Raw genomic sequence first — 24,114 nt, forward strand, 5'->3', positions numbered from 1 at the left:
CATCACGAAGATGCCGGCACCCCTGGAGAGATGGGGGTAGGGGGTGCCGGTCCCGCACCTCAGCGGGGACCGGGCCGCTCCTGCAGGTACTGCGCGAAGGTCTGGTCCCCGTAGGGTTCTCCGGGGACCAGGTTCGCCCCGGCGTCGAGCCCCTTGAAGATCTGGAGGAAGGGCAGGCGCACCTGGAGCGAGGGGCGTCTGCCCCCGCGGGCCGTGCGCCATTGCCGGTACAGCTCACCGATGCCCAGTCGTTCGGGGCCGCCGATGTCAGCCACCCTGCCTTGGGGGACGCCGGCAGCCCAATGCGCCAGCCGGCCGGCCACCTCGGGCACGGCGATGGTCTGGAACCGTGCGGCCGGGGCCAACACGACCGGTAGGTGGCGTTGGGCGGTGAAGAGCCCGTCGATCAATGAGTGGAACTGGGTGGCCCGTTGCACGGTGAACGGCACCCCGGAGGCCTGCACGACCCTTTCGATCGCGAGCCGCTGGTTGTAGTAGGACAGCGGGATGTCCTCGATGCCGACGATCGAGATGAGCACCAGATGTCCGATGCCGGCCCGCTGGACGGCAGCCACCAGGTTCCGGGCGAGCCTCAGATCCCGGGCACCCCCGGTATGGGCGCAATGCACAACCGTCTCCACCCCGCGCAGGGCCTCGTTGAGACCTGCTCCGGTGAACAGGTCGGCCGGGAGCAGGCCGACCCGCCCGGAACTGGAGGTCCCCACGGCCTCGTGGCCGGCGGCCTCCACCGCGGCAAACGTCGGGGCCCCGAGTTGTCCCCCGGCCCCGGTGATCAGGATCTTCATCGTGCGCCCCTTTCCGGCGGGACCAGTGCGTGCACCAGACCCGCGTTGGATCGTGGAACCAGTCTGCCCCGCCGGGCCGGCGAAGGACAGGTGGGCGCCCACCCAACTCCGGGGAAGGGGGGCGTCGGTCAGACTGGAGGCATGACCATCACGAAATCCATCGTCCTCTTCGCCCTGGCAGCCGTCGCCGAAATCGGTGGCGCCTGGCTGATCTGGCAGGCCGTACGCGAGGACCGGGCCTGGTGGCTCGCCGGCCTCGGGGTCATGGCCCTCGGTGTCTACGGGTTCGTGGCGACCTTGCAGCCCGAGGCGAACTTCGGGCGGATCCTGGCTGCTTATGGCGGAGTGTTCGTCGCCGGTTCCCTGCTCTGGGGGATGGCCTTCGACGGGTTCCGTCCCGATCGGTGGGACCTCGTGGGGGCGGCGATCTGCCTGGTGGGCGTCGCGGTCATCATGTTCGTTCCGCGCACGGGAAACTAGGAGGCCCCCGGGGCCTGGCCGAGGCCGCTCCCGACCGCCGGGAACACCGGTCCCCGGGTGACCTCCCGTGACGGCGGAAGACCGAAGGTGACACCCGAGGGGCGTGGTGGCGGGCCGGTGACCGGGGAGGGGCGCCATGTTTCGTCACGGGAGGTCACCGACCGTCAAGCCTGTCGGGGACCGAGGGACGGACGGATAGCTTCGGTCGGGAGGCCCCGATCGCGGGCTTCCGAATCGTTCCCCCCGGCGCCGCCTGGCGCCCGATCCGCAGGAGGGCCCATGAGCCAGCAGACCGTTAAACCCACCGCCGCAGCGGCAGGACAGCCCACCTTCGCCGAACCGGGGCGCCCCGCGGCGGTCATCCACCCCGTAGCCCGACTCGAAACGACCCTGCCGCAGTACCAACAGCTGGCCGCCCGTTTCCGACCGCTCTTCGCTGGGATCGCCGCGGAATCCTCTGCCCGTGAAAAGGACCACCAGCTCCCGGTGGCGCAGATCCGGGAACTGGCCGCGGCCGGGTTCGGGGCCCTGCGGGTGGCCGTGGAGGACGGCGGCTTCGGAGCCAGCCTGCCGCAACTCTTCGCCCTGTTGACCGAACTGGCGGCCGCCGACTCGAACATCCCCCAGGCCCTGCGCGCCCACTTCGCCTTCGTCGAGGACCGGATCCTGGCCGAGCCCGGTGAAGCCCGTGATCGATGGTTGCGCCGTTTCGTGCGCGGTGAACTGGTCGGCAACGCCTGGACCGAGGTCGGAGCCGTCGAAGTCGGGCAGGTCCAGACCACCGTGGACCCGGCCCCCGAGCTGGGCCCCGGCCTCTTCCGGGTCAACGGGACCAAGTACTACTCGACCGGCAGCATCTTCGCCGACTGGATCGATGTCTACTCCGAACGCACCGACACCGGCCGTCGGGTCATCGCCGCCGTCGATGCCCACCAGGCTGGGGTGCGCCACCACGATGACTGGGATGGTTTCGGCCAGCAGACCACCGGCTCGGGAACCTCGATCTTCGTCGACGCCGTCGTGCGCCAGGAGAGCCTGATCGATTTTGAAACCCGCTTCAAATACCAGACGGCGTTCTACCAGACGGTGTTGCTGGCCGTGCAGGCCGGCAGCATCCGTGCCGCCGAACGGGAGTTCGCCGCCGAGGTCCATCGCCGTACCCGCACCTTCAGCCATGCCGCTGCACCGGTCTGGCGCGAAGACCCGCAGATCCTGCAGATCGTCGGGGAGGTCTCCGCCGCAGGGTTCGCGGGGGAGTCCATCGTCGAACGGGTGGCCGCCTCCCTGCAGGAAGCCCACGATGCCGCAGCGGACCTCAGGGCCGGACGGATCGACACCGATCGCGAGGAAGAGCTGAACGACGGCGCCGAACTGGCCTCCGCACAGGGCCAGGTGGCGCTGACCCCGCTTTCGGTGGACGCCCTTTCGCACGCCTTCGACGCGCTGGCGGCCTCGGCCACCTCCACGGTGAAGAACCTGGACCGGCATTGGCGCAATGCCCGCACCGCGGGGAACCACAACCCGGCGGTCTTCAAGGCCCGCCTGATCGGGGACCTGACCGTGAACGGCACCGCCTTGCCCCGGGTGTGGGCCATCGGCAAGTCGAAGAAGCCATGATCACCACCGGATCATTGATTACGCATCATCTTTACAGCCTAATCAAGTAAGGCTAGGCTAATTCTGCTTGGTTGAAGGTGATGCCCGATGGCCGCAGACTCGTCGCAGTAGTCTGCGGCCATCGGTCTGCCAGGGGGCGCCGGTGGTGCAGGCCACCCTTCGTCCGGCATTCCGCCCCGCCACCCACCATGGGCGCCTCGAGCGATCGTCGTCCACCGGATGGTTCCGGGGGCGGCGTGGAACGGAGTTTCTTGACGTGGGCCTCGGTTTCATTACACACTGATGTGACATATCCCACGAGTCGAGGAGCGGCAATGTTCGCCACCCTGTCAGTTGCCGCCATCGTCGCGGAATCCGCCCAACGCTTCGGCGACCGCCCGGCCATGACGTTGGCGGGGGAAACCGTGAGCTATGCGCAGCTATGGGACCAGACCCGCGCCTACGCCGGTGCGCTGCGTGATCGTGGCATCGGCCCCGGCTCCCGGGTGGCCGTATTGATCCCCAACGTCATCGACTTCGCCCGCACCTACTATGCGGTGCTGGCCCTGGGCGCGACCGTCGTGCCCGTGCACGCCCTCTTGAAGCGCCACGAAATCGAATACATCCTCAACGACGCCGAGGCCTCCCTGCTGGTCTGTGCGGCCCCGCTGCTCGGTGAAGGTGCGAAGGCCGCCGCGGCATCCGACGTCGATGTGGTGACCGTTCTCGCCCCGGAAGGCGAGGGGCCGGACCGCCTCGAAGACCTCGCGGGTCAGGCAACACCCATCGACACCTACCTGCCGATGCGCCCCGACGACAACGCGACGATCCTCTACACCTCGGGCACCACCGGCAAACCCAAGGGGGCATTGGGCTGCCACTTCGCCCTCCTGGAGCAGGTCAATGTGCTGCTGACCAGCACCTTCGACTACCGCGAGGGGGACCGCGTCTTCGGCGGATTGCCGCTGTTTCACACCTTCGGACAGACCGTGGTGCTCAATGCCGGGCTCCGCGCCGGAGCGGAGATCATGCTGCTGCCCAAGTTCACCCCGGCCGCCGCCTTGGATCTGCTGCTGGACAACGACGTGGATATCTTCTGCGGGGTGCCCACCATGTACATGGGACTGCTCCAGGCTCATCGGGACCGCCCGGAGAAGCCGGCCAAACTGCGTTACGCAGTGTCCGGCGGCTCCGCGTTGTCGGTGGCAGCACTGCACAACTTCGAGGAGGCCTTCGGCGCACCGGTCCATGAGGGCTGGGGGCTGACCGAGACCTCACCGGTGGCCGCCTTCAACCACGTGGGCGACGTGCCGGTTCCCGGCAGTGTCGGCAAGGCCATCTGGGGTGTGGATATCGAGGTCGCCCGTCCCGAGGTGGCCGAATCCATCGAATTCCTGCCCCGCGGAGAGCTGGGCGAGTTCGTGGTCCGCGGACACAACCTCTTTTCCGGCTACCTCAACCGCCCCGAGGCCACCGCAGAAGCGGTCGTCGACGGCTGGTTCCGTACCGGAGACCTGGGGACCAAGGACGACGACGGCATCCTGCGGATCATGGACCGCAAGAAGGAAATGATCCTGCGCAACGGCTACAACGTGTATCCACGCGAGGTGGAGGAGTTCCTGATGGAACATCCAGACATCGACAGCGTTGCCGTCTTCGGCGTGGAGGATGCAACCCACGGCCAGGAGGTCGCGGCAGCGGTCTCGTTGGTCCCGGGTAGCAAGCTCACCGCCGACGACATCCGCGCCTACGCCAAGGACGGGGTGGCAGCCTATAAGTACCCGCGGATAGTGCAGATCGTCTCCGAGTTCCCGGTCGGACCCAGCGGCAAGATCCTCAAACGCGAACTCGTCGCCCAATACTCCAAGGAGTAAGGACGCAGCGAACGACCGGTGGGGCAGGGGTACAGCGGGTTACCTGTTCCGTCCGGGGTTTTTGGCTATCCACGCCCGACGAACCCGGGCCAGGAGGCCGGTGGCCAAGCTCATCGGCGGGGCAGCCAACCGGGCCTGGACATCCTCGAGTGCCGCGTCGCGTAGCGCCTCGGAATAGGTCGGATACGGATGGATCGTCCCGGCAACCTCCGAGGCACTCAGTCTGGAGTGCACCGCCAAGGTCAGCTCGGCCAGGGTGTCCCCGGCCCGGGGCCCCACGATGGTCCCTCCGACGAGCTTGCCCCGCCGATCCACGACGACCTGCGTATAACCCTGCGTCTGGCCGGCGGTGATGGCCCGATCGAGTTCGCCATGCCAGCTGGTATGCACCCGGTCACCGGGTTGGGACGCGGCGCCGCGTCCGACGGCTGCGACTTCGGGTGAGGTGAAGGTGACGCGGGGCACGACGGCGGGGATCCTGCGGCGCAGGCCCAGCGCCGCATTGGAGGCAGCGACGCTCCCGTGCAAGCCCGCCACGTGGGTGAAGTCCTCGTAGGCGGTGATATCGCCCGCGGCACGAATGAGCGGGTTCGAGGTGCGCAAGGTGGCATCGGTGAGAACGTGTCCGCGCGTATCCAGCTTCACGCCGATGGTTTCCAGCCCGAGTCCGGAGGTCCGGGGGCTGCGGCCGGTGGCCAGGAGCACCAGGTGGGCGACGACGTCTTCTCCGGTGTCCAAATGCAAAGTGGCATCGTCGGGACCACCGGTGGCTTCGGTGATGGCCGCCTCCTCCAGGATCCGTGTCCCGTCGTCCTGCAGGCTCCGGCGCAGGATATCCGCTGCCTCGAGGTCTTCCTTGGGCAGCAGGCGCGAGCGGACCACCAGGGTCACGGCAGATCCGAGTCGGGCGAAGGCCTGACCGATTTCACAAGCGATGGGTCCGCCTCCCACGACGACCAACCGATCCGGCAGCTCGGTGACATCCCAGATGCTGTCAGAGGTCACTGTCAGGCACGGATCGAGGCCCGGAATCAGCGGAGCGGAAGGCGCGCTGCCGGTGGCCAGTAGGGCCTGCCGAAAGCGGATGGTTCGCCCATCGACGTCGGCCCGGCCGGGACCGCGGAACACCAGTGTTCCCTGCATGACCTCGACGCCCGCGGCCCCCAATGCCTCCGGGGTATCTCCCGGTTCGATCGTGGCGATTGCCGCAGCGATCCGTTCGCGCGCCGTGCCGAATTCCAGGCGCTGCCCGCCCGAGCGGTGGCCCTGCACCGATTCCTCGGCAGAGGAAAGCAAGGTCTTCGAGGGGACACATCCGGTGTACAGGCAGTCTCCTCCGGGACGCGCACGCTCCACGAGGAGCGTTTTGACGCCGAAACCGGCAGCGGTCTTCGCGCCGACGATCCCCGCCGAGCCTCCACCAACCACCAGGAACTCGATGGTTCGATCCTTGGGTGACATATCCAGATTTTCGAAGCGTTCCATGATTGGAATAGTACGGCCGCCGGTGCCTGAACCAGCAGGAATCCGGTAGCGGGCCTGCAGCATGACGTTGTGTAGTCCAGTTCACTGAACACCACGGTCCGCGGCGTCTAGCGTGAGGCAATCGAGGACGCACCAACGACTCCGAGAATGGATGGACCCCATGCGGGCAACAGCGCCAGAACGTCAGGGCAGAGCCTCAGCGCCTTGCGGGCGCCTCCTGCTGACTGACACCGCGGGGCAATCCCCGGACGCTGACATCAACCCCCGCGTTGCCGGGCGTTCGTTCGAGGTGCGACCATGACCGATAACTGCTCGCTCGAAATGACGGCAGCCGTTCCGGGCGATCTGCGCCCGTGGGCACCACGCCAACGAGAGGCCGAACCACTAGTGCCCGAGCTCTACGAACACTTCAGTTGCCTGCGCGAGGTCGATCTCTTCGCCGACCTTTCGGCCGCTGAAATTGCTGCCATGGACCGCATGCTTCCCCCACGGACCTATGATCGGGGCACAGTGCTGTTCAGCCCCGGTGAACCGGCGATGGAGCTCTTCGTGCTCAAATCCGGTCGGGTGAGGATCTTCCGCGTCGCCGAGGACGGCAAGGCGCTGACGATGGCCATCCTGGAACCAGGCGCGGTGTTCGGTGAAATGCTGCTGGTGGGCCAGCGCATGTATGACAACTACGCGGAAGCAATCGAGACCTCGAAGGTCTGCACGCTCAGCGTCGGCCAGGTCGAGGGACAACTGCTGGCTGACCCCCGCATCGCCGTCCGCGTATCACGTTTGCTCGGCGAACAGGTGGCCAGACTGGAGCAACGGCTCACCGATCTGGCACTGCTGCCGCTCTCGGCACAAGTGGCCTCCACGCTGCTCAAACTCGACGACGCCACCGGGCCACCGCGTTTCGGCCAGCACCGGACCATTCGTTTGACACACGAACAACTGGCTGGATTGCTCGGTGCCTCCCGGGAGGCGACCAGCAAGATCATGTCCGAATTCGCCGCCGGCGGGATTCTGCGCCAGGGACGGGGGCGGCTGAGCCTTCTTGACCGACCCCGGCTGGACCGTGCCGCCCGCGGCGTGATGTAGACGCCGGACCGCAAGCCCGCCCACCGTGCCCCATCCGAAAAGGACAGCTGCTCCGAATGAAAGACATGAGCTCCTGGAGCCGCCGAAAGTTTCTGGCCGCCGCCGTTATGACCGGTACCGTCGCCGGGCTCTCGGCCTGCTCTGGCGCCGCTCCCACGGCCCGGACGTTCGACGATTGGGCCCAGGTCAGTGACCAGGCACGTGGCCAGACCGTGAAGTTGTGGATGTACGGCGGTGATCAGCAGGGCAACACCTACATCGACCAGCATCTGGTCCCAGCGGCCGCCGAAGTCGGCGTGAAGCTCGAGCGGGTACCGGTGGCGGACACCAAGGACGCCATGAACCGGGTGCTCAGCGAGGTCCAGGCTGGTACCACTGACGGGGCCGTTGACCTGGTGTGGGTCAATGGCGATAACTTCGGCACCGGCAAACAGGCAGGGGCTTGGGCCTGCGGGTGGACCTCGCTGCTGCCGAACATGGCACTGACGGCGCCCCAGGACCCGCTGCTGACGAACGATTTCGGCACCCCGGTCGAAGACTGCGAGGCACCGTGGAACAAGGCCCAGTTCACGGTGGTCTACAACGCGGCCACCGTCGAGCGCCCGCCGGGATCCATCGCAGAGCTGTTGCAATGGGCGCGAAAGAACCCCGGACGATTCACGTATCCGGCACCTCCCGATTTCACCGGATCGGTCTTCACCCGCCAGGTCCTCAACTCGGTCTCCGGAGGATATGAGAACGTGCCCCTGGCCTTCGACCGCTCCGCCTATGAGGACCTCACTCCCGCGCTCTTCGACGCGATGTCGGAAGTGGCCCCCGCGTTATGGCGCGAGGGACGGACCTACCCCAAAAGCGGGGAGGAACTCAATGCGCTCTTCGCCGACGGACAAGTCGACTTCACCATGACCTACGGCCCCGCAACGCTGACGAAGCTGGTCAAGGACGGTACCTACCCGCCGCAAACCACGGTGTTGGAACTCGACGGCGGCACCCTGGGCAACGCCAGCTTCCTGGCCGTCCCCGCCACCTCGGGGAACCAGGCAGGCGCCATGGTGGTCGCCAATATCGCCCTCTCGGCCGAGCAACAGGCCACCAAGGCGGACCCGCGCATCTGGGGCCAGTTCCCCGTCGTCTCCGCGGAGAGGTTGGACCATCGGCAGCAGCAGCTCTTCGAGGCGCTGCCCACCTCGAGTGTGGTTCCTGCCTACGAGGTCCTCTCCCGCAAGGCCAACCCCGAATTATCTGCCGAGTGGGTCAGCGAACTTGACCAGGGATGGCGCCGGGAGCTGCTCGGTGGGAAATAGAAAGGCGACCCTGCTGGTGCTTCCGGCAACGGTGATCAGCTTCTTCGTCGTGGTCGGCGGTCTACTGGCGGCCCTGATGCAAAGCCTGGGCTTGCTGCCCTTTGCGGGGCCGCCCACGCTGAACTCCAGCGCCTATCTCACGGTGGCCCCCGACCTGCCATCGGCCGTCGCACTGTCCTTCGGCATCGCCGCAGCTTCGACACTGATCGCCGTGATCTTCGGTTTCGTCACGGCCATGTTGGTGATGCGCGGACGTTTCGGCGGGCGCCTGATCGCCATGGTCTCGACCTGGAGCATCCCGTTTCCGCATCTGGTCGGTGCCGCCTCAATGGGGCTGCTGCTCGGGGATGCGGGCTTCCTCGCCCGGATCTTCGGCGCCGACTCCTGGCCCGAACTGGTGGGCGGGCCCGCCTGGATCGCGGTCATCGCGGCCTATAGCTGGAAGGAATCGGCGTTCGTCGCCCTCGTCGTGACCGGTGTCCTCCTGACCCGGGCCACCGCCTACGACGAAACGGCCGCGCTCTTGGGCGCCGGCCGATTGCGGCGCCTGCGCCATGTCCTGGTCCCGCTGAGCCTGCCCGCCCTGGGAGTTTCGGCAACGATCGTCTTCGTCTACGTTTTCGGATCCTATGAAGTGGCTTGGCTGCTGGGCCGGCCCTACCCCGAACCGCTACCGGTCATGGCCCTGCGGCTCTTCAGCTCGGCCTCATTGTCCTCACGTCCCGAAGCGGCGGCACTGGCCGTGGTCACGACCATCGTCGCCCTGGGAGCCGCGGGCCTCGCCGCGCTGGCGCTGCGCCGGGTGCCGCTATGGCAGTGATCCTCCCCGCCCCCGCCGAGTCCCGGAAGGAGGCGACGCGCAACGGCCTATTCGCTTCACGACGGCTCGGGCGTTGGGGAAGGTGGCTGCTGGTGCTGGCCATGACCGTCTGGTTCCTGGCCCCCCTGCTGCCCTTGGCTCTGTGGTTCTTCGCCGAGCGCTGGTCCTTTCCGGGCATCCTGCCCCAGGAATGGGGGACCGGGGCAGTACAGGAGGCCCTGGCGCAGGGGGCGGTGCCCGCCTTTGGGCGTTCCTTGGGCGTGGCGCTGGCGGTCATGGCGGTGGCCACCCCGATGGGCCTGCTGGCGGCGCGGGCCTTCGCGTTCCACCGTCCGCACGGCGCAGGGTTCCTCAGTGCCCTGGTGTTCGCGCCGTTGGCCCTGCCACCCTTTGCCGCCGCCTTCGGGCTGAACGTGCTGTTCCTACGCTTGCATCTTCCGCCGATGTTCGGCATCGTTCTGGTTCTTGCCGTTTATGCCTTGCCCTATACGACGTTCACCCTGCGGGTGGCCTACGGCGCCTATGAGTGCGGCTTCGAGGATGAAGCACGTATGCTCGGCGCCTCCCGGTGGCGCGTGCTGAGCCGGGTGCACCTGCCATTACTGGCTCCCGCCCTCATGCGTGCTGCCTTTCTGGCCTTCCTGGTGGGGTGGAGCGATTATGTGGTCACCTTGCTGGTGGGCGGCGGCACGCTGGTGACCGTCCCCCTGCTGGTGGCCTCGGCCGCTGCCGGAACCGGCAATGATGCGATGCTCTCGGTGCTGTCGGTCACCGCCGTCCTGCCTCCGCTGGTCCTGTTGCTGGGAGCGGCAATCCACACCCGTCGACGTCTGGGAGTCCGCTCATGAGTGCAACACTGGTCATCGAAGACCTGATCACCACCTTTCCCGGTACCGTCCGCCCGGCCTTGGCAGGCATCAGCCTGGAGGTCCGTGCTGGTTCCTGCACAGCGGTCTTGGGCCCCTCGGGGTCGGGTAAGAGCACGTTGCTGCGCTCGGTGGCCGGACTTGAGGTCCCCGATGCCGGCCGGGTCGTGCTCGGGGGCACGGACCTCGCCCCGATCCGGCCCGAACAGCGCGGCATTTCCCTGGTGTCCCAACGCCCGTTGCTCTTTCCCCATTTGAACGTCCTGGACAACGTTGCCTTCGCCGCACGGGTGCGCGGTGTCCCCCGCCGAGAGGCCCGCCGCGACGCCGCGGACTTCCTGGACGTCGTCCAGCTCGGTGACTTGGGAAATCGGCGTGCCACCGAGCTCTCCGGGGGACAACAACAGCGGGTGGCCCTGGCCCGCGCCCTGGCCGCTCGGCCGGGCCTGCTCCTCCTCGATGAGCCCTTCAGCGCTCCGGACCCCGGGCTGCGGACCAGCATGCACGATTTGCTGGCCGAGGTGCGTCGCCAACTTTCCCCGACCCTGCTGCTGGTCACCCACGACCGAGACGAGGCCGTTGCCGTCGCCGAACGCGTTGCCCTGCTCGGGAACGGGTGCCTCTTGCAACATGCCGCCGTCCAGGAGATCTACACCCGTCCGGTATCCCTCGAGGTCAACCGGCTGATGGGTGGCCTCAACGAGGTCCCGGGCACGGTCCGCGGCGGTCGGCATGAATCGGAGCTGGGAAGCTTGGCGTTGCCGGAGGACGCTGCCGGTGCCTCCGGGCCGGGAACCCTGATTTTTCGGCAGGAAAGCATCATGGTCAGTGGCGTCGACGGCCCCGGAATACCGGCGATCGTCAGTGCCGTGAAGCCACAGGGGGCCAGACGGATACTCACCGTGCAGGTCGGCGGACAGCTGCTCCACGCCGAAGCCCCCTGGGCGCTGCCGGTGGCGCAGGGGACGCCGGTGCGGTTGCAGATTCCGCGTTCGGCGCTCTGGGTCCTACCCGAGGAACCGACCGCGACGACCACGGGTTCCACTCCCAACGCAACGGGCGACGCCATCGATCAGCTGGTCACCGACCATGTCTAGGCGCGGCGGACCACCGACGCCCTCAGCGCGATACCAGCGCCCGTGGAAGATCCGTCAGCCGGGTGATGGTCAGCTCCGGGGCAATAAAATGTCCGGGGTAGCTGGTGCCGTCCCGATTGAGCCAGGCGGTGCGCAGGCCGGCCCGCGCCGCGCCATGGACGTCCCAGGGATGCACCGCCACCAGCAGCAGGTCCGCCGGATCCGCGGCACAGGCGGAAGCGGCATAAGCGTATGCTGCCGCAGCGGGCTTCCACGCCGGGGCCTGGGCGACCGAGAGCACAAGGTCGAAATACCCGCGCAGGCCGGCGGCCGAGATCATCGATTCGGCCAGGGTGGCGGCGCCGTTGCTGAGCGTGACCAGGCGATGGCCGGCCTCATGCAGAGCTTTCACCCCGTCGGCGACATCCGCGTGCAACCCGAGACCGGAGAGGGTCTCCATGATGGTCTCCACGGCCACCGCCGTGGGACAGGAGAGATCAAGACGGTCGAACAGTGCGTGCAGGTTTCCGCGTCCCAGGACGGCGAAATCGGCGTTGTCGCCGGCGGCGGCCAGCGCGAAACCATCCCGCAGCAGCCGGGCGAACCACTGATCGGCCAGCGCGGCGGGGGCTCCGAGCTGCTCGAAGCTCCACCCCAGCACCGACATATCGGACAGGGTCTCGTTCACATCGAAAACGATGACGGGCAAACGGTCGTTCATGGTTCCTCCGACTGGGTTCTTGAGGGGATGCGGTTAGCTGGTGCCCTGATCCGTGGTGCCGGTCAGGCCCTGGAGTTCATCCAGCCGGACGAGCTTGATCTCACGGATCAGACGCAAGGTGGGTTTGAGTGCGAAGCACACGGAACCGACGAGGAAAAGCCAGGTGGCCAGGATCGTCGTCGACTCCCGGAAGAAGAAGATGCTGCCGACGATGAACAAGACCGCTGCCAGGAAATCGACGGTCGTGTAGGCGATTTCGAAGCGGGCGGAGAGTCGGCTGTGTTGGCCGCTTCGATGCTGGTGGTCGGTGGTGAAGAGCACGACAATCTCCTGATTCTCGGTGGGGTCCGGCCCGGCGGGCCGGCTGTGGACCATTATCCTCCCGGGGCGTGGATTGCCGAGGGGCCCCTGGCCGAGCGGTGCAAGGCATGAACGGTCGGCGTCGTGCCCTGGTCCGGTTGACAGTACTGGTGGTTTTGCTGGCGATCCTGTCCGTGCTGGTCCTGCGCCTTCCCCTGCCGGGGGTGGAGGAGCTGCGGACCTCGTTGCGCGGGACCGGGGGGTGGGGAATGAGCGTGTTCGTGCTCGGGTATGCGGCACTGACCTTGTCGCCGGTGCCCAAAAGTGTTCTCTCGGTGGCCGCGGGCCTGGTCTTTGGTTTCTGGGCGGGAATCGGCTTGGTCTATGGCGGGGCGATGCTGGGTGCCGCGGGCGCTTTCTGGCTGGGCCGCTGGCTGGGCCGGGACGCCGTGGAAAAGTTCACCGGAACCCGGGTCCGCCGCGTTGATGATGCCCTCAGGCGCCGGGGCACGCTGTCGGTGATCGGCCTCCGGCTGGTCCCGGTGCTGCCGTTCACGGCCATCAACTATGCGGCGGGCCTGACCTCGATCAGCTGGGGATCGTATTTCTTGGGGACGGCGTTGGGCATCCTGCCCGGAACCGCCGCGTACGTCACGCTGGGCGCCTATGGCACCGACCCCGGATGGCAATTGGAGCTGGCCGCGGCGGTCCTGGGCGTCCTGATCCTGGGTGGGGTCCTGTTCGCGGCTTGGAAGCACCGGAAGGAACGGAAACCTCATGTTTGACGCACGACTACGCCAGTTCAGTGCCGGTCTCGCGGACCGGACAGCACGGCGGCTGGACGTCCCTTGGATCACCCCGGACCGGCTGACCGGCCTGAACCTGGTCCTCGGCTTGGCCTCGGCCGGGTTCGCTGCGGCTCAATGGTGGACTCCAGCACTCCTGGCCTGGCTCCTGTGCCGGCTGGCCGACGGGCTGGACGGACCGCTGGCACGGATTCGTCGCGCGCGGACCGGTGCCGAAGACACCGGGCAGGGCGGCTTTTGGGATATCTGTGCCGACTTCGTGGTCTACGGGGCCACCGTCATCGGCGTCGGATGGGGTGCCACGGAGGCCTTCGGCGCCCCCTGGTTGCCCTTCCTGCTGGTGGTCTTCGCCTACTACATCAACGGCACCGCCTTCCTGGCCTTCTCCTCGATTGCCGAGAAGACCGGCCGGCGCATTGACGATGGCCGCTCCTTGTCCTTTATCTCGGGGTTAACAGAAGGGACGGAAACCATCGTGGTGCATGTGTTGTGGCTGGTCTTCCCGATGGTGGCGTGGCAGATCGCCGCGGTGTGGGCTGGCCTGGTCTGCCTCAGTGCCACGGAACGAATCATCCGTGGTTACCGTTCGCTGGGGTGACTCCTGTTCCCGGTCGGCAGGGGAATCCTTCCGGCGCGGATCTGTAGATGGCCCCCACGGGCCTGGTCGGGGACGACGTCGGTGCATTGCTCCTCCACGGCGGTCCAGGGGTGGGCGGTGATATCGGAACCACCGAGCCGGCAGGCGGCCTCCGCCAGCCAGCCCAGCGCACGGGCCGCCCCGAGAGGGCGCTGCATATCAACGACGCAGATGGTCCCGCCGGGTACCAACGTCGAGCACACGTGGTCGAAGGCCGTCTGCCAGTGAGGCATCAGCGATAAGGAATAGGTGGCCAGGGCCTTCGCCGAATGCGGGCGGGCCCCCTGGTGGCGCAGCGTTGAGGACAGCTCGGCGGCGGTCATGGTTTGGGCATCGGCCTGGATCAGCGCCACGTTGGTCCACCCCCGGGCTTGCACTCTGCGACGTGCCTGCCGGAGCATCGCCGCGCTGCTGTCGATGCCCACGATGCGTCCGGTCTTCCCGATCCCGGCCTGCAATGAGGCGAAGTTCAATCCGGTGCCGCAACCGATATCGAGGATCTGATCGCCCGGTGCCGGTTGCAGGGCGCGGATTCCGCGGACCCGACCGGCCCGGTAGACCGGCCATTCCCCGGAGAGGGCGTCGTAGAACGGGGCGAACCTGGTGTATTTGTCCGGCATATCAGCTCGTCGCGTCGGGGGATGCGGGCGACGGGTGGCCAGCCCACCCGGAGGGGGCAGGGGCAATGCTCGAAGACCAGGGAGAGGATCCACGAGACCTCGGTCCCCGTCGCGGGGCAGTCCCGACGCATCCTGCGCCAGGCATCCAGGTAGACATCGTGAAGAACTGATTGGGCCCGCAGCGGATCACCGAGGATATGGCAGGCCAAGCCGTAGGCCCGCCGGCACGTCAGTTCATAGAAGGCCTCCATCGCCCCGGTGTCGCCGTTGGCCAACCGCCGAACCAGATCGGTCTCCGTCGTTCCCTCTGCAGGGGAAGGAATCCGGTCTTGAGGAGCATCAGGCATCGAAGCCACCATGAGCAGGGCCCCCTGACGTGAATATGTCCTGCACGCTTCCCCCCGGATGATGACTACCTGTGCTCCACACTAACGCCAGTCGTAAGATTTTCTAGTAACTTTTCAGAAAAGAAGTAGGTTGATTTCCTGGACCGCCGATGCTGCCCGGCTGCCGGCGGGAGGCGATAGCATCAGAACCATGGAAAATCCCAGCGCAGTTCTTCGTGGCATCCGTGAGGTCGTCATCGAGGACCGGCCGGTTCCGGCCCCGGACCATGGCCAGGTCCTGGTCGCGGTGAAGGCCACCGGCATCTGCGGCTCGGATATCCACTATTACGAGCAGGGCCGGATCGGGGATTTCGTGTTGGAGGCCCCGATGGTGATCGGTCATGAGTCGGCGGGCCTCATCACTGCCGTCGGCTCGGGGGTCGATCCGTCGAGGGTGGGCGAGCAGGTCGCCTTGGAGCCCGGGGTGCCCTGCCGGCGCTGTCTCCAGTGCCGGTCTGGACGCTATAACCTGTGCCCCGAGGTCGTCTTCTTCGCGACCCCACCGGTGGACGGTTCCATTTCCAGGTACGTGGTGATCGACGCCGATTTCGCCCACCGGGCTCCGGGGGAAATCTCTCTCGAGCAGGCGGCCCTGGCAGAGCCCGTCTCGGTGGGGGTGTGGGCTGCCCGCAAGGCCTCCATCACCGCGGGGGATCGGGTGCTGGTCGCCGGGGCGGGACCGATCGGCCTGCTCGCGGCGCAGGTCGCCCGCGCCCAGGGAGCGGATGGGGTGACCGTGACGGACGTGAACGAGTATCGACTGTCGGTGGCCAGAGCGATGGGGTTGGAGGCGGTACGGGCCGGGGAGGAACTGCCCGGGGACTTCACCGTTCTGCTGGAATGCTCCGGCGCTGGAGCCGCACTGGATCACGGACTCCGCGCGCTGGCTCCCGCCGGACGGGCCGTGCTGGTCGGGATGGGTACCGACGAGGTTTCCGTGAGTGTGCCGCTCATCCAGGGCCGGGAGCTGACCATCAGCGGGGTCTTCAGGTATGCGAACACCTATCCGACGGCTTTGGGTCTCATCGCCTCCGGTGCCGTCGATGTGGAGGCCGTGATCACCCACCGTTTCGCTCTGGAGGAGACGGAATTCGCGCTGACGTTGGCCGCGCGGGAATCGGATTCCCTCAAGGCAGTGGTGTTGAACTAGCGACTTCCAGGGACGCTGGGCCACAAGAGGCCAGCCGCCACCCCGTGTCGGGGCGTGGCTGGCGTCGTGATCCGTTGACCTGATCCGGCTAGTCTGCGGCGGGCAGGACGAAGGCCGAGTCGACCGTGATGGTGACCTGATCTCCGACCAGGACTCCACCGGCCTCGAGTGCTGCGTTCCAGGTGATGCCGAAGGCCTTGCGGGAGATCTGGGTGGTGGCCGAGAAGCCGGCCCGGGTGGTGCCGAAGGGGTCGACGGCGACTCCGCCGAATTCGACCTCGAGCTCGACGGGCAAGGTCGTCTCCTTGATGGTCAATTCACCGGAGAGGGTGAATTCCTCCGTGGAGCCCTGCGCGCCGGTGGAAACGAACCTCATCTCGGGGAACTCCTCGACGTCGAAGAAGTCAGCGCCTTTGACGTGTCCATCGCGATTGGGGTCCTTGGAATCGAAGGAGTCGGTCTTGATGGAGGCCCTCACGGTGGAGGACGCGAGGGAATCGTGGACTTCCAAGGTGGCGTCGGCGTCGGTGAAAGACCCGCGCACCTTGCTGATGCCGGCATGCCGAACACTGAATCCGATGTCCGTGTGCGCGGTGTCGAGCTGCCAGATGCCGGGGGTCAAGGTTGCTGCCATGTCTGTCTCCTGAGGGGTGTCGATCAAGCAAGTTTTGTATGCGTATGCATCTATCGTGAACGCATATAGTTGATGCGTCAAGTTAATATTTGTTTGATTCCCCAGGTCGGCCTCCGGAAGCGTGTCCGACGGGCGGCAGGGCAAAAACCTACCCGGTGGTAAGGTCGGAGGATTCACGGTGCGGATTCCACGCACCCACCGTCCGTAAGGACCGCAGCGGAACTTCAGCGCGGCAGGCGGGACAGAAGACGACTGAAGCCGTGCGTCGAGGTGTACTACCGGTTACTCCGGGACTCCGTGCGGCCCAGCTGATGCAGGGGCCGAAGAGGCCGGAAGGATGGATTTTCGTGGCACAACGCGTGGCAATTATTGGGGCCGGACCCAGCGGCATGGCACAACTGCGAGCCTTCGAGGCAGCACGACAGGCCGGCAAGGACGTCCCGGAGGTCGTCTGCTACGAAAAGCAGGACGACTGGGGCGGGCAATGGAACTACAACTGGCGCACCGGGATCGATGAGTTCGGCGAGCCGGTGCACTCGAGCATGTATCGCAACCTCTGGTCCAATGGCCCCAAGGAAGCACTGGAATTCAGCGACTACAGCTTCGACGAACATTTCGGCCGCCCGATTTCCTCCTACCCACCACGACCGGTGCTGTGGGACTACATCGACGGGCGGATGGCCCAGTCCGGGCTCAAGGAGCAGGTCCACTTCTGCCATGCGGTGCGGTGGGTCCACTTTAGCGAGCAATCGCAGAAGTTCACGGTGGTCGTGGATGACCTGTCCGCAGGCACCAGCAAGACCGAGGAATTCGACCACGTCGTCGTCGGTTCCGGACACTTCAGTTTCCCCAACGTCCCCGACTTCGCAGGCATCGAGACCTTCCACGGGACCTTGCACCACGCCCACGACTTCCGCGGTGCCGAGAAGCTGGCCGATCAGGACGTCCTGCTGATCGGCGCCAGCTATTCAGCCGAGGACATCGGCGTCCAGGCCTTCAAGATGGGTGCACGTTCGGTGACGCTGAGCTACCGCAGCGGCCCCATGGGCTACGACTGGCCCACCGGGATGCAGGAAGTACCGCTGATCGATCGGTTCGAGGGCCAGATCGTCCACTTCGTCGACGGCACCTCCCGCCACGTTGACGCAGTGATCCTGTGCACCGGCTATCTGCATAAGTACCCGTTCCTTCCTGCCGACGTGGCGCTGAATTCGCCCAATAACGTCTACCCGGACGGCCTGTACCGCGGCGTCGTCTCCGACGTCAACGAGAAGCTCTTCTACCTCGGTGCCCAGGACCAGTGGTTCACCTTCAACATGTTCGACGCCCAAGCCTGGTATGTGCGTGATGTGATCCTCGGGCAAACCCAGCTGCCCTCGGCCCAGGAGCGCACCGAGCATATGCGCCGCTGGCGTGAGAGCTTCCTGGCCATCGACGGCGATGCCGATGAAGTACGGTTCCAGGCCGACTACATCCGTGACCTGCTCGAGGCCACCGACTACCCGCCCTTCGACGTCGATGAGGTCGTGGAGATCTTCCTGGCCTGGAAGGAAGATAAGCAGAAGAACATCCTGACCTACCGGGATAAGACCTACAGATCGGTGAAGACCGGAACGATGGCGGCCACGCACCATACCCCGTGGCTGCGCGAGTTGGATGACAGTCTGGAACGCTACCTTTCGACCCCTGAAGTCGACCCCCTGGAGGAGATGGTGGACGGTGACGTCCAGGAGGCGGGCCGGTAGTCTTTCCGCTGCGGGTCGGGGAACACTGCGCTGGCGTCCAACACCGGAACCCGGAAAGACAAGACACCGGCGCTGTTCCACGGCAAAGTGGGAGGTCAGTGACCACCACGCGCCGTCCCCCGGGCGGCGCACGCAGCATAGGAGCAGCCCATGAGCACGCAGCCGGCCACCGCGACAATGACCTACCAGGATCTGTTGGCCCGGATCGTCGGATCGGGGGAGGGCCGCGCCATCAGCGACCCGGCCACCGGAGAACTCATCGGGCAGACCCCCGTGCAGACCGCCGCCGACCTGGATGCGGCCGTCTCCGTCGCCAGGTCGGCGCAACCGGGGTGGGGCGCGCGCTCCCACGCCGAGCGCAGCGAGTACCTCAACGCGGCGGCCGACGCGGTGGAGGCCTCCGCCGAGGCGTTGGCCGAACTACTCTCCCGCGAACAGGGCAAGCCGCTGAACGGGCCCAACGCCCGCTTCGAAGTGGGGGCGTGTTCGGCCTGGCTGCGGGCCGCAGCCGCTTTCGAACTCGAACCCGAGGTCGTGGTGGACGACGGGGAAACCCATGCCGTGGTGCACTACCGTCCACTGGGGGTCGTGGGGGCCATCGGCCCGTGGAACTGGCCGATGATGATCTCCGTCTGGCAGATCGCCCCGTCATTGCGCATGGGCAACACCGTGGTCCTCAAGCCCAGCGAATACACCCCGCTGTCGGTATTGGCCCTGGCAGCGGTGATGAACCAGGCACTGCCGGAGGGGTTGCTACAGGTGGTCCCCGGCGGCCGCGACGTCGGTGAGGCACTATCCGCCCACAAGGACGTCGACAAGATCATGTTCACCGGATCCACCGCCACGGGCAAGGCGATCATTCGTTCCTCCGCCGACACCGTGAAACGCCTGACCCTGGAACTCGGCGGCAACGACGCGGGGATCGTGCTCGACGACGTCGACCCCCAAGCCATTGCCGAGGACCTCTTCTGGGGGGCCTTCATCAATACCGGGCAAACCTGCGCAGCCATGAAACGGCTCTACGTCCCGGACGCCATCTACGACCAGGTCTGCGATGCCTTGGTCGAGGTGGCGGGGAAGATGCCCATGGGTATCGGGCTGGACGAGGGGAACGTGCTGGGCCCGCTGCAGAACCAGGCCCAATACGACATCGTTGCGAAGCTCGTCGAGGACGCCAGGGCCTCGGGGGCCCGGATGCTCATGGGAGGGAACCCGGAGTCCGGCCAGCCCGGGTATTTCTACCCGACGACCCTGGTCGCCGACATCGACAATGCCAACCCGCTGGTGGCCGAGGAACAGTTCGGTCCTGCCCTGCCGATCATCCGCTACTCGACGATCGACGAAGCCGTGCAGATGGCCAATGGCTTGGACGTGGGCCTCGGTGCCTCCGTCTGGTCGGCCGACCCGGCACGGGCCCGTGAGGTTGCCGCCCGCATCGAAGCCGGCACCGTGTGGATCAACAAGCACGGGGCCGTGGACCCGCGGGTCCCCTTTGGCGGGGTCAAGCAGTCCGGCTACGGACTCGAATTCGGCGTCGCCGGACTCAAGGCCCTGGGCGTCCCGCAGGTCATCGCCGGCTGACCGGCCGAGACCGCGCCCCCACATCGACAACGCCTGGTTGATCGCATCGCGCGTGCCACGGAGAGGAACACATGGAAGACCAGCAATTCGACCACCTTGTCATCGGCGCGGGCTCCGCCGGCAACGTCATCGCCAGACGCCTGCTTGACGCGGGAAAACGGGTCGCCGTGATCGAAGCAGGGGAACAGGACACCAACCCCGACATCGCCAATGTCTGCACGCTCGGTGCCCTCTGGCATAGCGAACAGGATTGGGATTACTACAGCACTGCGCAGGACGGGGCAGCAGGGCGTAGCCTGCACCTGCCGCGGGGCAAGGTCATGGGCGGCTCCCATGCGCTGAACGCCACGATCTGGGTCCGAGGCGCCCGCCAGGACTACGACACCTGGGCCTACCTCGGGTGCCCGGGCTGGTCCTGGAAGGACGTTCTTCCGCTGTTCAAGAAGATCGAAAACTACGATGGCGGGGCCTCGGAGACACGCGGTGGTGACGGGCTGCTGGACGTGAGCACCGGTTACGAGCACAATCCGATCCAGGACTCGATGCTCGAGGCCGCCGTCGAAGCCGGTTTCGAGCTCAACGATGACTACAACTCGGGGAACCCCGAGGGCGTTTCCCGGATGCAGCTCAATGTCCGGGACGGGCAGAGATTCAATACCTGGCACGCCTATCTCAAGCCCGTGGCCGACCACCCGAATCTCACCCTGCTCACCGGGACCCGGGCCCACCGGTTGCTCATCGAAGACGGCACCGTCCTCGGGGTGGAGGTGGAGGATAGCGGTGGCCAGCGGGTGTTGCGCGCGGCGGAGACCATTCTTGCGGCCGGAGTCATCAATTCCCCCGAGCTGCTGCTGCGCTCGGGGATCGGCCCGGCGGATGAACTGGCAGAAGTCGGCATCGACGTCGTCCACGACCTTCCCGGAGTGGGTAAAAACCTCCAAGACCACCTGCTGTCACCCGTGATCTTCTCGAGCGACCGCCCGGTGCCGGAACTGACCGCCGCCCCCGCGGAGGTGCACCTCTTCGCCAAGAGCCGCCCGGACCTGGAAGTCCCTGATACCCAACCGATCTTCTTCTCCGTGCCGATGTACTCGCAGGACTATGCGGGAGGGGAGATGACCGGTGCCGACGGGGGATTCTCGATGCTTGGCGGTCTGGTCCGTCCGCACAGCCGGGGAGAGGTCCGTCTGACCGGGCCGGAAGCATCGGATCCGGTCAGCATCGACCTGCGGGCACTCTCCGAACGAGCCGATGTCGATGCCCTCGTGGCCTCGGTGGTCCACTGTCGGAGGATCGGTCGCACGGAGGCCTTGGCTGCCTGGGGTGCCACCGAGGTCTACCCGGGACCTCAGGTCGCCGACGAGGACCTGGAGCAGTACGTACGCGACTCGGTGGTGACCTATCACCACCAGGTCGGCACCTGCCGCATGGGTTTGGACGCCGAGGCCGTCGTGGATCCGCGCACCCTGAAGGTCCGCGGTCTCGACGGCGTGCGCATCGCCGATGCCTCGGTCATGCCATTGGTTCCCACCGGCAACACCAACGCACCCTCGGTGATGATCGGTGAACGGGCGGCGCTGATGTTGCTCCAGGAGTGAGTCCACGCCGGACGGCGGCGGGCTGGAACGCCGGCCGTGATCAGCTTCGCCGTCGGCGTGAGGTCCAGGCCAGGTAGCCGCCCAGGGCGCCTACCCCACCCACGCCGGCGGTGAAGAGGGCCTGGGGCCAGCGATGCCAACGCGTCGGCTGGCTGCCCACCAGCCCGCCGACCGCCGTGATGAGTGCGGCGGTGACCAGCCCGGCCACGATCCGGTTGCCGGTATGGTCCAACCGGTCCATGAGCTCGTCGAGTTCCTCGGTGCGGATGCGTACGTCCACGCCTCCGCTTTCCAGGATTTCGGTGGCCCGGCGAATCAGTTCCGGCGCTTCCGACCCGAGGTTCAGTGCCTCCGAGGCGATCAGCTTGAGCTGTTCGGCGATGGCGGAGGGGGAGACCGAAGCCAGCATGAGTCGGCGCGCGTAGGGCGAGACCTCGGAGAGCAGGTCGAAGGCCGGGTCGATCTCCTGGCCCAGTCCCTCGGCCATGGCCAGCATCTTGATGAGCAAGGCGGTATCGGGTGGGAGTCGGAGCTGGTGGCGACGCAACATGGCGACCACGTCGTTGACGATGAGCGTCAGCGGGACCTGGGCCAACGGCTGATCGGCGTAGCGGTCCAGCAACCGGGCCAGATGTGCTTGGAGTTCCGCCCGCCGCGTGCTCTGCCCGCCCCCGCAGAGCCGCAACAGGGCGGTGGTCATCCGGTGGGGGTCCCGGACCACGATGGCCTGCAGCAGCTTCACGAGTTGGCGTTTCAGGTCGTCGCTGACGTGTCCGACCATGCCGAAGTCGATGATGCCGAATCGTCCGTCGTCCTCGACGAAGAAGTTCCCCGGATGCGGATCGGCATGGAAGAACCCGTGTTCGAAAACCATGCGCAGCAGCACGTTGCACGCCCGGGAGGCCACGTCCGTGGGGTCCAACCCGGTGTCACGCAGTCCCTGGACATCGGTGATCTTCAGCCCGCGCATGCGCTCAAGGGTCAACACCCGCGACGTCGTCGTGCTCCAGAAGACCTCGGGGATGTGGACCTTCTGATCGGTGGCGAAATCCTTGGCGAACCGTTCGGCGTTGCGGCCCTCGGCGAGGTAGTCCAGTTCCCCGCGCAGCGTCCGGGCGAACTCGTCGACGGTATCGGCCAGATGCAGCCCCCGGGCGGTGGCCGAGGCCTGTTCGGCCAGCTTGGCGATTTCTGCCATGATCTCCAGGTCGTTGTTGACCTGTTCCACGATGCCGGGGCGGCGGATCTTGACGACGACGTCGCGGCCCTTCACCGTCGCCAGATGCGCCTGGCCGATGGAACCGGTGGCCAGCGGACTCGGATCCATGGTGGCCAGCAGCTTCGGGGCCTCGGGCCCCAGCTCGGCCTCGATGACCTCGCGGATTCCGTCGAAGGGCACCGAGGGGGTCCCGTCCTGGAGTTTGGCCAGTTCCGTCACGTACTCGGCCGGCAGGAGATCGGAGCGGGTGGAAAGGACCTGGCCGAACTTCACATACACGGCCCCCAGCTCCTCCAGGGCCAGGCGTAGTCGTTGGGGCAGCCCCTGGTTCTGGCCTTGGCCTGCGGGGAACCGGGCCGCGGGACCCAGGATGCGGGCGTCCACGCCCAAGGCGGCGAGCAGGAAGCCCAAACCGTGCCGGCTGAAGGTCTCGGCAATATCGCGGAAGCGTTCGCGGCGACCGGTCATGGCATTCCACGGTGTGAGGAGGTTCCCATGTCGGTCATGCTATCCTCCCGTGCAACCACCCCGACCGCCCCCGACCATCCAGGAGAGTCATGGCCACCCCGCATATCTCAGCAGAACCCGGCGACTTCGCACCCCACGTGCTGATGCCCGGGGATCCGCGACGCGCCCAGCGCATCGCCGAGACCTTCCTGGAGGACCCGCGCCTGGTCACCGAGGTCCGTGGCATCCAGGGCTACACCGGAACCGTCGACGGCCAGCCGGTGTCGGTGATGGCCTCGGGCATGGGAAGCCCCTCGATCAGCATCTATGCCACCGAACTGGCCAGGTTCTACGGGGTGAAGCGGATCATCCGGGTCGGCACCGTGGGCAGCATGCAACCGCAGCTGAAGGTCGGGGACGTCATCGCCGCCGCCGCAGCCCACACCACCTCGGCGATGACCGCGGTGCGTTTCCCCGGTGTCCACATCAGCCACACCCCCGATTTCGGGTTGTTGCGTGCCGCCGTCGCCCATGGGGAGGACAGCGGGAAGACGGTCCATGTCGGCTCCGTGCTGACCAGCGACGACTTCTACAACGGCGACCCCGAGGCCATGGCCCGGCTCGTCGAGGCCGGCACCCTGGCGGTCGAGATGGAAGCCGCCGCCCTGTATGCGGTGGGCATGCGGGAAAAGATCGAGACCCTGATGCTGGGCACCGTCTCCGATGGCAGCCCGGGCAGCTCTGATCTCACTGCGCAGGAACGCGAGGAGACCTTCACCGAGATGGTGGGGTTCGCGTTGGCGGCATTGCGTTCCTGAAGTCCGCGCCGGCCCGCGTGGTGCTCTGGGCAGAAGAGCCCGTATCGGAGATAGTGGGC

22 protein-coding genes are annotated in these 24,114 nt (G+C 66.7%); 15 read left to right on the forward strand and 7 right to left on the reverse strand.

Translation table 11 applies throughout. The annotated features are described in order from the left end of the window. Window positions 1-59 precede the first annotated feature (59 nt). Entirely contained in the window at window positions 60-806 is a 747-nt protein-coding gene (locus tag ACT3UE_RS09465; protein ID WP_444554211.1) for an SDR family oxidoreductase, read from the reverse strand. 141 nt (window positions 807-947) lie between these two features. Between ACT3UE_RS09465 and ACT3UE_RS09470 the strand changes: the two genes are divergently transcribed. From ACT3UE_RS09470 to ACT3UE_RS09480, 3 genes are all read left to right on the forward strand, one after another. Beyond that, window positions 948-1,286, forward strand: coding sequence for a YnfA family protein (locus ACT3UE_RS09470; RefSeq protein WP_443384213.1), 339 nt, complete (start codon window positions 948-950; stop codon window positions 1,284-1,286). A 279-nt stretch (window positions 1,287-1,565) separates the two neighbouring features. Then, a complete protein-coding gene (locus ACT3UE_RS09475) occupies window positions 1,566-2,903 on the forward strand; it encodes an acyl-CoA dehydrogenase family protein (RefSeq protein ID WP_444566610.1) in 1,338 nt (445 codons plus the stop codon). Between the two features lie 314 nt (window positions 2,904-3,217). Further along, window positions 3,218-4,756 (forward strand): AMP-binding protein, encoded by a 1,539-nt coding sequence (locus ACT3UE_RS09480; RefSeq protein ID WP_444566611.1) that lies wholly within the window; start codon window positions 3,218-3,220, stop codon window positions 4,754-4,756. 39 nt (window positions 4,757-4,795) lie between these two features. On the opposite strand, the gene ACT3UE_RS09485 is transcribed toward ACT3UE_RS09480, so the two are convergent. After that, complete coding sequence (locus ACT3UE_RS09485; RefSeq protein WP_444566612.1) at window positions 4,796-6,241, reverse strand: dihydrolipoyl dehydrogenase family protein; 1,446 nt, start codon at window positions 6,239-6,241, stop codon at window positions 4,796-4,798. Window positions 6,242-6,538: 297 nt separating this feature from the next. Between ACT3UE_RS09485 and ACT3UE_RS09490 the strand changes: the two genes are divergently transcribed. From ACT3UE_RS09490 to ACT3UE_RS09510, 5 genes are all read left to right on the forward strand, one after another. Beyond that, window positions 6,539-7,327, forward strand: a complete 789-nt coding sequence (locus ACT3UE_RS09490) for a Crp/Fnr family transcriptional regulator (protein WP_444554208.1) — start codon at window positions 6,539-6,541, stop codon at window positions 7,325-7,327. 65 nt (window positions 7,328-7,392) lie between these two features. Continuing rightward, window positions 7,393-8,631, forward strand: a complete 1,239-nt coding sequence (locus ACT3UE_RS09495; RefSeq protein ID WP_443348175.1) for an ABC transporter substrate-binding protein — start codon at window positions 7,393-7,395, stop codon at window positions 8,629-8,631. Continuing rightward, complete coding sequence (locus ACT3UE_RS09500) at window positions 8,621-9,451, forward strand: ABC transporter permease (protein WP_444566613.1); 831 nt, start codon at window positions 8,621-8,623, stop codon at window positions 9,449-9,451. The genes ACT3UE_RS09495 and ACT3UE_RS09500 overlap by 11 nt, the downstream gene beginning before the upstream one ends. After that, window positions 9,442-10,299 (forward strand): ABC transporter permease, encoded by an 858-nt coding sequence (locus ACT3UE_RS09505; RefSeq protein WP_444554205.1) that lies wholly within the window; start codon window positions 9,442-9,444, stop codon window positions 10,297-10,299. The genes ACT3UE_RS09500 and ACT3UE_RS09505 overlap by 10 nt, the downstream gene beginning before the upstream one ends. Further along, window positions 10,296-11,414: an ABC transporter ATP-binding protein gene (locus tag ACT3UE_RS09510; protein ID WP_444566614.1), complete on the forward strand. Its 1,119-nt coding sequence runs from the start codon at window positions 10,296-10,298 to the stop codon at window positions 11,412-11,414. Before ACT3UE_RS09505 ends, ACT3UE_RS09510 begins: the two co-directional genes overlap by 4 nt. A gap of 22 nt (window positions 11,415-11,436) precedes the next feature. Here ACT3UE_RS09510 and ACT3UE_RS09515 read toward each other — a convergent pair whose 3' ends face one another. Beyond that, a complete protein-coding gene (locus ACT3UE_RS09515) occupies window positions 11,437-12,114 on the reverse strand; it encodes a haloacid dehalogenase type II (RefSeq protein WP_444554203.1) in 678 nt (225 codons plus the stop codon). Window positions 12,115-12,147: 33 nt separating this feature from the next. Further along, window positions 12,148-12,435 (reverse strand): YrhK family protein, encoded by a 288-nt coding sequence (locus ACT3UE_RS09520; RefSeq protein WP_443384045.1) that lies wholly within the window; start codon window positions 12,433-12,435, stop codon window positions 12,148-12,150. Between the two features lie 107 nt (window positions 12,436-12,542). Here ACT3UE_RS09520 and ACT3UE_RS09525 point away from each other — a divergent pair, with 107 nt between their 5' ends. Together ACT3UE_RS09525 and ACT3UE_RS09530 are read left to right on the forward strand one after the other, a co-directional pair. Further along, window positions 12,543-13,199: a TVP38/TMEM64 family protein gene (locus ACT3UE_RS09525; protein WP_443384046.1), complete on the forward strand. Its 657-nt coding sequence runs from the start codon at window positions 12,543-12,545 to the stop codon at window positions 13,197-13,199. Beyond that, window positions 13,192-13,818 carry a CDP-alcohol phosphatidyltransferase family protein gene (locus ACT3UE_RS09530; RefSeq protein ID WP_443348183.1) on the forward strand — a complete coding sequence of 209 codons (627 nt, stop codon included), beginning with the start codon at window positions 13,192-13,194 and terminating at the stop codon, window positions 13,816-13,818. Before ACT3UE_RS09525 ends, ACT3UE_RS09530 begins: the two co-directional genes overlap by 8 nt. Here the strand turns inward: ACT3UE_RS09530 and ACT3UE_RS09535 are convergent. Beyond that, complete coding sequence (locus ACT3UE_RS09535) at window positions 13,800-14,477, reverse strand: class I SAM-dependent methyltransferase (protein WP_444566615.1); 678 nt, start codon at window positions 14,475-14,477, stop codon at window positions 13,800-13,802. The genes ACT3UE_RS09530 and ACT3UE_RS09535 overlap by 19 nt on opposite strands. Before the next feature lie 537 nt (window positions 14,478-15,014). Between ACT3UE_RS09535 and ACT3UE_RS09540 the strand changes: the two genes are divergently transcribed. Beyond that, window positions 15,015-16,013 carry an NAD(P)-dependent alcohol dehydrogenase gene (locus ACT3UE_RS09540; protein WP_444566616.1) on the forward strand — a complete coding sequence of 333 codons (999 nt, stop codon included), beginning with the start codon at window positions 15,015-15,017 and terminating at the stop codon, window positions 16,011-16,013. Window positions 16,014-16,101: 88 nt separating this feature from the next. On the opposite strand, the gene ACT3UE_RS09545 is transcribed toward ACT3UE_RS09540, so the two are convergent. Beyond that, entirely contained in the window at window positions 16,102-16,647 is a 546-nt protein-coding gene (locus tag ACT3UE_RS09545) for a YceI family protein (protein ID WP_444566617.1), read from the reverse strand. A gap of 311 nt (window positions 16,648-16,958) precedes the next feature. Here ACT3UE_RS09545 and ACT3UE_RS09550 point away from each other — a divergent pair, with 311 nt between their 5' ends. The 3 genes from ACT3UE_RS09550 (at window position 16,959) to ACT3UE_RS09560 (ending at window position 21,571) form a co-directional block, all read left to right on the forward strand. Continuing rightward, complete coding sequence (locus ACT3UE_RS09550) at window positions 16,959-18,392, forward strand: NAD(P)-binding domain-containing protein (RefSeq protein ID WP_444554199.1); 1,434 nt, start codon at window positions 16,959-16,961, stop codon at window positions 18,390-18,392. A 150-nt stretch (window positions 18,393-18,542) separates the two neighbouring features. Continuing rightward, window positions 18,543-19,973 carry an aldehyde dehydrogenase family protein gene (locus ACT3UE_RS09555; RefSeq protein WP_444566618.1) on the forward strand — a complete coding sequence of 477 codons (1,431 nt, stop codon included), beginning with the start codon at window positions 18,543-18,545 and terminating at the stop codon, window positions 19,971-19,973. Between the two features lie 71 nt (window positions 19,974-20,044). Next, window positions 20,045-21,571 (forward strand): GMC family oxidoreductase, encoded by a 1,527-nt coding sequence (locus tag ACT3UE_RS09560; RefSeq protein ID WP_444566619.1) that lies wholly within the window; start codon window positions 20,045-20,047, stop codon window positions 21,569-21,571. Between the two features lie 40 nt (window positions 21,572-21,611). On the opposite strand, the gene ACT3UE_RS09565 is transcribed toward ACT3UE_RS09560, so the two are convergent. Next, the gene (locus tag ACT3UE_RS09565; protein ID WP_444566620.1) at window positions 21,612-23,258 is read right to left on the reverse strand and encodes an ABC1 kinase family protein; all 1,647 of its coding nucleotides are present in this window, start codon (window positions 23,256-23,258) and stop codon (window positions 21,612-21,614) included. A gap of 89 nt (window positions 23,259-23,347) precedes the next feature. Between ACT3UE_RS09565 and deoD the strand changes: the two genes are divergently transcribed. After that, window positions 23,348-24,055 carry a purine-nucleoside phosphorylase gene (gene deoD / locus ACT3UE_RS09570; protein ID WP_444566621.1) on the forward strand — a complete coding sequence of 236 codons (708 nt, stop codon included), beginning with the start codon at window positions 23,348-23,350 and terminating at the stop codon, window positions 24,053-24,055. The last annotated feature ends 59 nt before the right edge of the window (window positions 24,056-24,114 follow it).

It is taken from the genome of Arthrobacter sp. 179, from assembly GCF_052379645.1.
Lineage (GTDB): Bacteria > Actinomycetota > Actinomycetes > Actinomycetales > Micrococcaceae > Arthrobacter_H.